Below are 11,364 nucleotides of genomic sequence, written 5' to 3'. Positions count from 1 at the left end.
CAATTCTCTGCGCTTTCCACAATGAAGTTGTTAGGAGACCAGCTTCGTCAGCGTCTCGATGACGCGGTCGACATCGGCGTCGGTGAGGTCCGGGAACATCGGCAGCGAGATCTCCTCGCGGTAGAACTGCTCCGCGTTCGGGCACAGGCCGCGCTGGTAGCCCGCGTTCGCGAAGACCGGGTGCCAGTAGACCGGGATGTAGTTCACCTGGACGCCGATCCCGGCCGCCCGGAGACCCTCGAACACCTCACGGCGGCGGCCGCCGAGCACGCGCACCGGGTACAGGTGCCAGGCCGGATCGACATCGGCACGCTGGGCCGGCGTACGCAGGCCGTCCACGCTCGCGAAAGCCTCGTTGTACCGCGCGGTGATCTCGGTCCGGCGCTTCTTGAAGTCGGCCAGCCGCTTCAGCTGGGACAGCCCGAGGGCGCTGGCGAGGTCGGTGAGCCGGTAGTTCAGCCCGTGCTCGTGCACCTCCTGGTGCCACGGGCCCTCGTCGACGATCTCGAACCGGTCCGGGTCGCGGACCAGCCCGATGAAGTGGAACTCGTGCACCTTCTGCCCGATCGCCGGGTCCTTGGCGACGACCGCGCCGCCCTCGCCGGTGGTGAGGTTCTTGGTCGGGAAGAACGACAGCGTGGTCACGTCGGCCAGGTCGCCGACCGGCCGGCCGCGGTAGAACCCGCCGACCGAGTGGGCCGCGTCGTCCAGCGTCTTCGCGCCGACCCGGTCCGCGATCGGCTGCAGCGCGTCGTAGTCGGCAGGGTGACCGGCGTAGTCGACGGCCGCGATCACCTTCGTGCGGTCGGTGACGACCGCCTCGACGGCCGCCGGGTCGATCAGAGCCGTGTCGTCCTCGATGTCCGCGAAGACGATCTTGGCGCCGAGGATCGCGGCGCAGGACGCGGTGGCGACGAACGTCATCGGCGTCGTGACGACCTCGTCACCAGGGCCGACGCCGAGCCCGGCGTACGCCATGTGCAGCGCTGCGGTGCCCGAAGTACAGCTGACGGCCCGGTGTCCACCGCTCAGCTCGGAGATCGCGTTCTCGAACGCGGTCACGGCCGGGCCGGTGGTCAGCCAGTCACCGCGCAGGATCGCGGCGACCGCTTCGATGTCTTCTTCGGAGATCGACTGACGTCCGTAGGGCAGCATCGGCTCAGACGTCACTCTCGAGGATCTTGGTGATCTCCTCGATGGAGTACCACTGGTCGTTGTTGTCCGACGTGTAGTGGAACCCGTCGGCCACCGGTACGCCGTTCGCCGGCGGCGTGTAGCCCCAGGTCGCCAGATCCGGCTGCAGCACGTAGCGGTCGCCGATGGCCAGCGCGCGACGGCCTTCCTCCGGGCTGATCATCTCCTCGTGCAGCTTCTCGCCCGGACGAAGACCCATGTCGTGCATCTTGGCGCCGGGCGCGATCGCCTGGGCCAGGTCGGTGATCTTCATCGACGGGATCCGCGGCACGTACAGCTCGCCGCCCATCATCTGCTCGAACGAGTCGACCACGAACTGGACCGCCTCGGGCAGCGTGATCAGGAACCGGGTGCAGCGCAGGTCGGTGATCGGCAGCGACTGGCCGGCCTCGTGCAGCGCGCGGAACTTCGGGATGATCGAGCCGCGCGAGCCCATCACGTTGCCGTAGCGGACCACGCAGAAGCGGGTGTCGTACGCCGCGGCGTAGTGGTTGCCGGTGATGAACAGCTTGTCGGCGGTCAGCTTGGTCGCGCCGTACAGGTTGATCGGGCTGGACGCCTTGTCGGTCGACAGCGCGACGACCTTCTTCACGCCCGAGTCGATGCTGGCCTCGATCACGTTCTGCGAGCCGACGATGTTCGTCTGGACGAACTCCCACGGGTTGTACTCCGCGGTGTCGACCTGCTTGAGCGCGGCGGCGTGTACGACGTAGTCGACCTTGTGCATCGCGCGGTTCAGCCGCTGCCGGTCGCGGATGTCGCCGATGAAGAACCGCAGCCGGGGGTCGTCGCCGAACAGCTGGCGGACCTCCCACTGCTTCAGCTCGTCGCGGCTGAAGATGATGATCCGGCGCGGGTCCAGGTTGTCCAGTGCGTAGCGGATGAACGCCTTGCCGAAGGAGCCGGTGCCTCCGGTGACGAGGATGTCGGAGCCGGTGAGGATGGACACGTCGAGTAGGACCCTTCTGAGGGGACAGTTCCGGACAGCGCACGGAGCGCAACTCCGTACGATAGCGGGCCACTCCACCGAACCCTCAATCCCGGACCCGAACAGCAGCCTGCCCGGGGATAGACGTCAGTTCGGTGCGAGAAGTTCGAGACCCGGAAAGTAGCTCCGGAACCGCGCTGTGTCACGGGTGATCAGGCGGTAGCGGGCGACCGCGGCATGCGCGCCGATGTAGAAGTCGGGGAGCGGTGCGGTCTTGGCGCCGCCCCTTTTCCGGTAGGCGACGAAGGCCTTGGCGGCCAGGAATCCCGCGTCGTACGGCAATGGTTCCCGGCGGAAGATCGAGGTCGGCAGTGCCGCCTCCACTTCCTCTACCTTCGCGTAACCCGCTGATACTTCCGCGTAGATCAGCGGGTTGATCACCAGATCTCCTTCAGTCTCCGCCGTGGCGATGGCCTGGGCGGACCAGTCCCCCCAGGTCGGATCGCCGGTGAGGACGTCCAGCAGGGTGCAGCTGTCGATCAACGTCACTACCGGCTCGACGACCCGCAACCGTCGATCATTCGCCACGCAGCAGCTCCATCAGCTCATCGGTGCTCATCCCGGTGGTCGCGCTGCCACGGTGTTCGCGCGCCCAACGCTGCCCTCGGGTCTCGCTGTGCTGGACCCGGACGATGCGTAGCGTCTCGCCGTCCTCGATCACCTCGAGTTCGTCGCCTTCGTGCAGGTGGTGCTTGTGTCGCAGCTCGGCGGGGATGGTCACCTGGCCTTTACTGTTCATCCGCATGATTTCTCCTCTGTATTACATCTGACACGTGTCAGAACGAGGTTACCGCAAGTTGGCTACGGTCTGGGGGTGACTTTGCGGATCGGGATCAGGTGTGACGTGGGGCCCTTGCGGGGGGTCGGGCATGTGATGCGGAGCCTGGCGTTGGCCGAGGAGTTGAAGGGGCGCGGGGCCGAGGTGGTGTTCGTGTGTGACAGCCACACGGTGCCGTGGGCGAACGACCAGATCCTGGCCCGGGACATTCCGGTCGAACCGGCCGTCTGGACGCCGGACGAGCATGTGGAGTTGTTCGGCCGGCTCGGGCTGGACGCGGTGGTGTTCGACTCCTACGACCTCGGCCGCGACGTGTTCACCGCGGTGCGGGCGACCGGCGTACCGACGGCGGCCATCGTCGACGGGGATCTGCGGGGCGCCGAGGCCGACGTGTTCGTGGACCAGAACCTCGGCTCCGAGCTGGACGAGCCGGAGCTGCCCAAGGGCGCGATCAGGCTGGCCGGCCTCGACTACGTGCTGCTTCGCGACGAGGTGCTCTCGCTCCGCCCCACAGCACCACCGGTACCGCGAGCAGACGGCGTGCCGAGGGTGTTCGCGTTCTTCGGTGGCACGGACGCCTTCGGTGCCGGCCCGTACGTCGTGGCTGCGCTCGCGGCGACCGGGGTGCCGTTCGAAGCGACCGTGGTGGCGCCGGGCGAGGACCTGGCCGACGCGATCAACGCTGTCGAGCTCGGCACGGACCAGCACGTCGAGGTGATCGGCCCGACCTCGCAGCTCGCCAAGGCCGTCGTGGCTTCGGACCTGGCCGTCAGCGCCTCCGGTACGTCGACCTGGGAGCTGTTGTGCCTCGGAGCGACCGCGGGTCTGGTGTGCGTGGTGGACAACCAGGTGATGGGCTACGAGCGCGCTGTCGGCACCGGAGCGGCCGTCGGCATCGGAGTGCTCTCCGACCTCAAGGTCGACCCGGCCCCGGCTGCCGCAGTACTACGTAAGCTCCTCACCGATCCGGTCGAGCGCGCCCGGGTCGCGGCCGCCGGCTGGAAACTCGTCGACGGGCAGGGCCGGGTCCGGGTCGCCGACGCCCTCTTTCACCTGATCTCGTAGATCGTCGCGTCCAGGGTCGCCTGCCGGAGCCGCACGTACTGCTTGAGGTTCGGCGACACCTGGCCGGCCCGGTTGTCGGCGTACAGCCAGCGCACGCCGCGACGCCGCAGCCTCTCGATCAGGGCGGGTGAGGGTGCGGTGAAGACGGCGTCGTTGGTGGCCAGCAGCTCACGGTTCCAGTAGGGCACCAGGTTGGTGTTGACGCCGGTCGCCACCGACAGCCGGTTGACGCGGTTGGTGTAGCCCCAGCCTTCGACGAGCACCTGGCGTTCCGACAACGCGGCGATCCAGAAGTGGCGGCTGTCGCAGCTGTCGCCGCGCGAGACAAGGCAGTGCGCGTTCGTCGCGACCAGATCGCCTGTCGGTGTGTTCTTCTGCAGCCAACGGGCAGCGTCGGCCTCGGAGCTCGTCGGGCCGCCGGCGGCGACCTCGCCGTACGCCAAGGTGCTTGCGTGACCCGAGACCAGGCCGGCCAGGGGCAAGAAGGTCGCGCCCACTGTGCAAGCGGCGACCAGGCCGGCCAGGAACGCCGTCAGCAGGCTGCCGTTCCGCCTGGCCGTCTTCCAAGCGACGGCAACGATCAGCGCGGCAGCAAACAGCGTCGCGATCATCCAGATGAACGGGCTCTTCAAGCCACGCTGGTCTGCTGAGCCGAACCGGGCAACGCCGCAAGCGGCAAGGCCGGCCAAGGCTCCCGCAGAGACCAGCAGAGCACTGCGATGATCCTCGAGCTTGCCGATCAGCCGGGTCAGTCCGAGACACGACAGCACGGCCAGGAAGGGGAAAGCCGTTCGGTAGAAGGGCGCCTGGCTCATACCGGGCTGGGACGTCAACGCGGTGGCGAAGACGCCGCCGAGAGCGGCGCCGGCCAAGAAGACCACACCTCGATCACGCCAGAACCATCGCAGGAACAGGATCCCGAGCACCGCGATCCCCCAGGCCGCCAACGTCGCCGCAGCCGTCAGGAGTTGGGCCGAACGGTCCACCCCCGAGCCGTGCCGGAGCATCGAGTACGGCGAGAGCTGGACGAACGTGCCGCCGAGATCGACCTGCAGGCCGGACGACTCGCCACCGAAGACGACGATGACCGAGCCGACGAAGATCGCCAGCATGGCCAGCCCGCCGATGACAGCCGTCCGAGTGGGCTTGCGTCGCGACAACAGCGCGAAGAACACGAGACCGAAGCCGCACCCGATCAACGGCAGCACGGTCGCCTTGGCGCCCGCCGCGGCCAGCGCGACCAGGATCAGCAGCACCCATCGGCTGCGGGGGCCCTGCTTCCGTAGTACGTCGATGGCCAGGACCGCGAGCAGGAGGGCCAGCATCACGCCGAGGTTCTGCGTCGGGCTGAGATAGGCGGACAGCGCCATCGCCGCTCCACCCAGAGCGACGTCGTGCAGCGGCTGCATCGCGCCACCGAGACCGGCGATCAGTACGGCGAGCGGGCCGGCCCAGCGGGCTCCGGCGAGCGGTTCCGCCTTCAGCGGCGTCAGAAACCGCTGGGTGAGGACGAAGACGAGCAGGCAACCGGCCAGCGCGAACGGAACCCAGAGCAGCGCGTAGATCAGGTCGGTGAGCCCCACGCCAGTCGACCACGAGGTCGCGGCGGCGAGCTGATGGAAGAAGGTCTGGTACTTCATCGGCTCGCCCGCGACCCACAGCGGCTTGATCGGTACGTCGAACTTCGCGCTCGCCGCGAGCGCCTGGTGGAAGGCCAGATCCTGAGTGCTCCTGGCCGGATCGGCGTACGCGGGCGCGTACCGGCCCGGCCCCTTCAGGTAGACGGCGAGCAGCACGAGGCCGGTCGAGATCGTCAGCAGCCAAGCGGTCAGCGGAGCAAGCGGAGCCTCCACTCGCTGCCAGACCCGGGCGCGCGCGTCGCGGTCGAGCAGGCCGACCACGAGCACCACGGGCGCCCAGACCCACGACCACTGCTGGAGACCGACCGAAGCGCTCGCGAGATAGACGATCAACTGCACCGCAGTACCGATCGCGAACCCGGCGGCACAGTCCTCGACGAGATTCCGCCGGTAGGCGCCGATCAGACGCCAGAGCACGAACCCGGGCAGCGCCACGCCGGCCCCGACGTAGGCGGTGAACACCAGCACGTCGAGCACCGGCGCCCGGGCGGCCATCATCCAGACGGCGAGGATCAGCAGCGGAAGGGCGGCGGTCCGGCCGGCGACCGTTCCGTTGCCGATGCTCCTCGGCCCCCGCCGTCTTGCCCTCGAGTGCATGCGCGCAACCTTAACGGTGCTGTGATCTCACTTCGCACTCGGAGCGTCACCAACCGTGGTCGGTGCCGCGCGCAGGGCCGGACGGCTCAGATGCTGCTGGGCGCGGTCATCCTCATCATCCAGTAGCTGGCCGGAATGTGGGTGACGTCGTTGATGACCTCGCCCTCCACCTGGCCGAACGACTGCAGGGCGAGCTTCTCGAACCCGGCCGGATCGCGCACGTACTCACCGCGGTCGTTCTCCGACATCCACCGCGAGATCCGGCCCTGGCTCGGCTCGAAGCAGGTGTCCACGCTGACCACCCGGCCACCCGGACTCAGCACGCTCGCGGCCAGGTTGAGCAGGTCGGTGCACTGCTCGTCCGACAGGTGGTGCAGCAGGCCGAGCAGCAGCACGACGTCGATCTGCGGCAGCGACCGGGCGGCGGCTTCGTCGAAGATGCCGCAGTGGAAGCTGGCGTTCTCACCGCCGAAGTGCTGGGTGGCCCAGTCGATGTACGGCGCGTCGGTGTCGAAGCCGTGGTACTTCAGCGGCTGGGGCAGCCGCGGGAAGTAGTAGGCGGGGCCGCAGCCGATGTCCAGGACGGTTTCGCCTGCCTTGACCTCGTCGATGCAGCGGTACCGCAACTTGTCGGCGCCGACGACGCGCTGCAACAGGACGTACGCAGGCACATGCCTGAGAAGGCCTTTCAGCCCCTCCATGGGTATCTCCTCGCTCGGGGAATTGACAATGCTCCAGCGTGGCGACTCGCTAAGTCAAACGAGCTCGCTCAGTTCTTCAGTTGGTAGATGACGACCGGTCCTCGGGTGAACCTGCGGGTGGCGAGCCGGTCGAGAGTGTGCTCGGCGACCTTGCCGGTCCGCTTGTCCGCGAAGATCCAGCGGACGCCGTGATCGCGGTACAGGCCGGCCAGCAGTTCAGGCGTCGGCGCCGTGAGTGCCTTCGTCGTCAGCGTGACCCGGTCCGGCCAGGGCGACGGCAGGTAGCTGGAGGCGACGTTGTCCTTGCCCTGGTTGGCCAGGGACTGCTGCGTGTAGGCCCAGCCTTCGATCAGCGTTCGGCGCCCGCCGATACCGCTGACCAGGTAGCCGCGGGCGTCGCAGGTGGGGCGACCTGCTTGTCCCATGCAGGCGGTGTTCGTCACGACGACGTCGTCCTGTCCAGCCTTGCGGTCCAGCCACAGGGCTGCCTGGACCTCGTCCGTGCTGAACCACGGTCTCGCCGGTTCCGGGATCGGCTGCGTCTTGCCTCTGACGGCGTCCACCGCGGTGCGGTAGTCCGACCAGGGCCGGCTCGTCAGGCTGAGGCCGACCGCCACGCACAGCAGGAGTGCGAGGCCGACGCCGCGAAGCGGCCGGTGGACGGTCCGGAGTACGAGCCAGGCGATCAGGCCGACGGCGAGTGCTCCGGCAAGCCACAGCATCGGTTCGGTCGCGGCGCGGGTGAAGTCGGCGGGGGAGAGGGGCCGGGCATCACTGTTGCCGACGGACTTGATCACCACAGCGAGCACTGCGCCCGCCAGCAGGCCACCGGCGATGACCGCCCGGCGGGCCGGACGGCGGCGTCCGGCGACTGCGCCATGGATGACGTAGCCCGCGGCGACAGCGGCGAAGGGCAGCCCGCTGCCGAGGAAGTAGAACTGACCGAGCCCCGGGTGGTCGACGGCCACGAACCCGAGTGCGGAGGCGATCAGCGTTCCGACCAGCCACCACTGGGCCGCATCGGTACGGACCCGGCGCTGGACCAGCCCGACAAAGGCCACAACCACCACGATCCTGCTCAGCACGACGGAGATTACGAACGCGATCGCCCAGTTCAGCGTCTCCGGCGTGGGATCGCTGAGTCCTTGGATGATCCAGCCACCAGGCGGCGCAATCGGGCCGGAGCCGGTGAGAGTGGCGTAGCCCGGGAAGATCCGCAGAAAGCCGAACAGACGGATCGGAGTACCGGCGGTGCTGCCGGAAACCGTCGCACTCGCCGCCAGCGTCACGAAGGCCAGTGCGGCGCCCAAGGCGACGGTCGGCCAGGGGATGCGCCTGTTGCGCACCAGCAGGAACAGCGCGGCCAGACCTGTCCCGCCGAGCAGCAGCGGCACGGCAGTGGGCTTGGAGCCGGCGCAGGCGCAGACGACCAGGAGCACGAGCACCCAGGAGCGCCGCGGGGCACCGCGGTAGAGCACGCCGATCACCAGCGCTGCTGCTCCGACGGTGAGCGTCGTACCGAAGGACTGCGAGGGGCTCAGGTAGACCAGGGGCGAGCCGCCGACGCCGCCGGCGAACTTCCAGATCGCGATCCGCTGAATGATCGTCGTCAGCGCGACCGCGAACGGCGCGGTCCACCAGGCGCCGCTGACCTGACGGGCAAGGGCGGCCACCGCCAGGACGAGCCCGATGATGATCGGCGCGAACCACAGCCTGAACAGCACCAGGCGGGCGTCGATCCCGGTGATCTGGGCTGCGGAGGCAAGGTGGGCGTCGGCGAACCAGTGGTACTGCATGGTCTCGCCCGCCACCTGCGGGATCTGCGGCGGAACGGAGCGGCCCAGTTCGTGCACGATCGACAGATGCCAGAGCAGGTCCTGGTACGGGTTGCCGCCGGCCTTCGGGACCGGCGAGGTGCTGACCGAGCCGCCGTAGTACAGGAGCAGGGTGATCGACAGGAGGAGCGCCAGCGTGACTGCCCAGGCGAGTGGGAGCCGCGGTGCGTTCTGCGCCCGCCAGCAGCGCCACAAGCGCGGTACGGCGGCAAAGACGACCACGAGCGCCGCGGGCCACACGATCAGCCACTGCTGGAGCCCGGCGGCGGTGAACAGGGCCCAGCCGAGCAGCTCGAAGGACAGGCCTACGACGATGCCGATGCCGATGTCTTCCGGCCAGGTCCGTTTGCCCGGCGCGAAGGCGCGCAGCAGCAGGACTCCGGGCAGCGTCACACAGCCCGCGAAGTAGGCGGTGTAGCGGACGATGTCGCCTTTGCCTACGCCTGTCCCCTCCAGGACCCAGTACAGGGTCGCCGCGGGGAGCAGCCAGATGAGCGTACTGACGAGCTGCGGCCACCTGGACCGTCGAGATTCGTCCGTGGTGGCCACCGGGTCGGGCGCCTCATCCACGAGGACGCTGGGAGAACTGTCCGTCATGACACGCGCTGCCGACCGAGCTCCCGGGCGGTGGAGGCGATTCCGGCGGCGAGGGTCGAGCGGGCGTAGCAGTCGAGCTCCGGCCAGCGCACTGACCGCAGCCGGATGTCCCGTGGCTGGACCGATGCCAGCGGGGAGGAACCGAGCACGATCCGGGGCCGGCGGCGGAACACTCGCCTCGACTCGGCGATCAACGCCCCGATCGAGGTACCGCGCCCGGAGGCGAGCACCTTGACCACCACCGGGTCCGCGGCCGACCGGGCGACCCGGCGTACGTCCTCCAGTCCAGCGGTGACCATCGCGGCGCAGTCGGTCACGAGCAGGTAGTCGCGCAAGGTGTCCAAGGGCACGTAGATGGACAGCGGCTGCCCGGTGAGATGCGCCTTGCACAGGTGGGAGACCAGGCCCTGTGGCTTGTTCACGTTCTGGCCGGGGCCGTACAGGTTCGCGATGCGGCCGATGAACGCCGGCATCCCGGTCGCCCGGGACAGCTCACTAAGCTCCTGCTCCATCGCCAGCTTCAACTGCCCGTACGGCGCGAGCGGTCGCGGCTCGCTGTTCTCGGTGAACGGCGGGTGGTCGCTCGACCCGGCGTACAGGCCGCCGGCGGAGGATGCGAGGAAGAAGGCACCCCTGGCGCCGACATCCTGCTGGTCCCCGAGGTGGCGGAGGAATCGGGAGTAGGTCTCGCCCTCTTCCTTGAGTACCTCGGCCGAGCTGGCGACGACGCCGGCACCGGCACACCACGCGATGTTCCACTCGCCGCCGCCGGAGCGGGCGAGCAACTCGGCGAAGCCGTCCTGCAGGGCGACCGCGGACGCCTCGTGGTCCTGCCACGGGACGGGGACCGTCACGACCTCGTGGCCGCGGTCCAGCAACCGGCGTACCAGTTGGCGGCCGAGCAGGCCGCCGGCCCCGACGACCCAGGTGACGGTCGCCGCGGTCATTGCCTCGTTTCCCGCCGACGGCCCAGCGGCCCCTGGGCGGGATCGGAGACGATCAGGTAGAGCGGTTTGCCCATCGCCATGTTCACCGCGACACCGAGATACTCGGCCACGACGCCCAGCGAGAACAGGATCGCTCCCGTGCTGAGCAGCACGACGACCATGGTCGACGTCCAGCCGCGGAGCAGGTCGGCACCGAAGAGCTGGTTGCCGATCAGTACCAGCGCGACCAGCAGGCCGAACAGAGCGGTCAGCGCGCCGACGACACTGACCACGCGGAGCAGCCGGGTGCCGCTGGTGAGCACCATCCGCCAGAAGTGGGACGTGAGGCTGCGCAGGTTGTAGCCGGAGGGGCGGTCGGCCTCGCCGCGCAGCTCCACCGGGCAGGTTGCGACGTCGCCCGCTACCCAGCTGAGCGCGACGTCGAGGTAGACGCCGGGCCCGGAGTACGCCGCTACGCTGCGGCCGACCTCGCCGAGCACCAGCCGGAAGCTGTGGAACACCGAAGTGCCCCGGCTGCCGAGCACGGTCTCGATGAAGGTCTTCGCGATCTTGGAGGCCAGGTTGCGCAGCGGGCCGTGCGGCGCCGGGTTGCTCGGCTTGGCGTAGACGACGGTGGCCCGCTCGGCGAGCGCGGTGTCGACCATCGCGCCGAGGAAGCCGGGGTCGTACTGACCGTCCTCGTCGATGGTGAGGATCCAGTCGCCGCCCGACGAGGCCATCCCGGCCAGCGTCGCGGCATGCTGGCCGAAGTTCCGGCTCAGCCAGACCGGGTGCACGAACTCGTACTTCGCCGCCAGCTCGCGGATCACCCGGGCCGAGTCGTCCGGGCCGTGGTCGTGCACGAGGACCACCTCGGCCACCCGGACCCGGTGGCCTGCCTCGGTGACGAACTCGTCATGCAGCGGCACTATCTCCTCGAGAAGCCCGGGCAGACTGTGCTCGCCCCTGTATACCGGAACCACGACGGATACGTCGTGTGCAGGAGCCTGATCGTGGCCGTCGACGTCACTCACCTGCCGGAC

General features: G+C 68.9%; 10 protein-coding genes. 1 reads left to right on the top strand and 9 read right to left on the bottom strand.

The window, feature by feature from the left end:
• Positions 1-30: 30 nt before the first annotated feature.
• The 4 genes from pseC to DIZ26_RS14670 form a co-directional block, all read right to left on the bottom strand.
• A complete protein-coding gene (gene pseC / locus DIZ26_RS14685; protein ID WP_232828349.1) occupies positions 31-1,170 on the bottom strand; it encodes a UDP-4-amino-4,6-dideoxy-N-acetyl-beta-L-altrosamine transaminase in 1,140 nt (379 codons plus the stop codon).
• Positions 1,160-2,143, bottom strand: coding sequence for a UDP-N-acetylglucosamine 4,6-dehydratase (inverting) (pseB, locus tag DIZ26_RS14680; protein ID WP_112241505.1), 984 nt, complete (start codon positions 2,141-2,143; stop codon positions 1,160-1,162). The genes pseC and pseB overlap by 11 nt, the downstream gene beginning before the upstream one ends.
• 126 nt (positions 2,144-2,269) lie before the next feature.
• Positions 2,270-2,710, bottom strand: a complete 441-nt coding sequence (locus tag DIZ26_RS14675; protein ID WP_112241503.1) for a type II toxin-antitoxin system VapC family toxin — start codon at positions 2,708-2,710, stop codon at positions 2,270-2,272.
• Positions 2,700-2,927 (bottom strand): AbrB/MazE/SpoVT family DNA-binding domain-containing protein, encoded by a 228-nt coding sequence (locus DIZ26_RS14670; RefSeq protein ID WP_112241501.1) that lies wholly within the window; start codon positions 2,925-2,927, stop codon positions 2,700-2,702. The genes DIZ26_RS14675 and DIZ26_RS14670 overlap by 11 nt, the downstream gene beginning before the upstream one ends.
• A 69-nt stretch (positions 2,928-2,996) precedes the next feature.
• Here DIZ26_RS14670 and DIZ26_RS14665 point away from each other — a divergent pair, with 69 nt between their 5' ends.
• Positions 2,997-4,025, top strand: coding sequence for a PseG/SpsG family protein (locus tag DIZ26_RS14665; protein ID WP_112241499.1), 1,029 nt, complete (start codon positions 2,997-2,999; stop codon positions 4,023-4,025).
• Here the strand turns inward: DIZ26_RS14665 and DIZ26_RS14660 are convergent.
• The 5 genes from DIZ26_RS14660 to DIZ26_RS14640 all read right to left on the bottom strand — a co-directional run bounded on the left by DIZ26_RS14660 (position 4,010) and on the right by DIZ26_RS14640 (position 11,355).
• Entirely contained in the window at positions 4,010-6,262 is a 2,253-nt protein-coding gene (locus DIZ26_RS14660; protein ID WP_112241497.1) for a hypothetical protein, read from the bottom strand. The two genes, DIZ26_RS14665 and DIZ26_RS14660, sit on opposite strands and share 16 nt — an antisense overlap.
• 86 nt (positions 6,263-6,348) lie before the next feature.
• Positions 6,349-6,963, bottom strand: coding sequence for a class I SAM-dependent methyltransferase (locus DIZ26_RS14655; RefSeq protein WP_112241494.1), 615 nt, complete (start codon positions 6,961-6,963; stop codon positions 6,349-6,351).
• 68 nt (positions 6,964-7,031) lie between these two features.
• Positions 7,032-9,395 (bottom strand): hypothetical protein, encoded by a 2,364-nt coding sequence (locus DIZ26_RS14650; RefSeq protein WP_157979715.1) that lies wholly within the window; start codon positions 9,393-9,395, stop codon positions 7,032-7,034.
• Positions 9,392-10,342, bottom strand: coding sequence for an SDR family oxidoreductase (locus DIZ26_RS14645; protein WP_112241490.1), 951 nt, complete (start codon positions 10,340-10,342; stop codon positions 9,392-9,394). Before DIZ26_RS14645 ends, DIZ26_RS14650 begins: the two co-directional genes overlap by 4 nt.
• Positions 10,339-11,355, bottom strand: coding sequence for a glycosyltransferase (locus DIZ26_RS14640; RefSeq protein ID WP_112241489.1), 1,017 nt, complete (start codon positions 11,353-11,355; stop codon positions 10,339-10,341). Before DIZ26_RS14640 ends, DIZ26_RS14645 begins: the two co-directional genes overlap by 4 nt.
• Between the last annotated feature and the right edge of the window lie 9 nt (positions 11,356-11,364).

It is taken from the genome of Kribbella monticola, assembly GCF_003261635.1.
GTDB lineage: Bacteria > Actinomycetota > Actinomycetes > Propionibacteriales > Kribbellaceae > Kribbella > Kribbella monticola.
The sequence above is the reverse complement of the archived record's forward strand: the minus strand, read 5'-3'. Positions and strand labels throughout refer to the sequence as shown.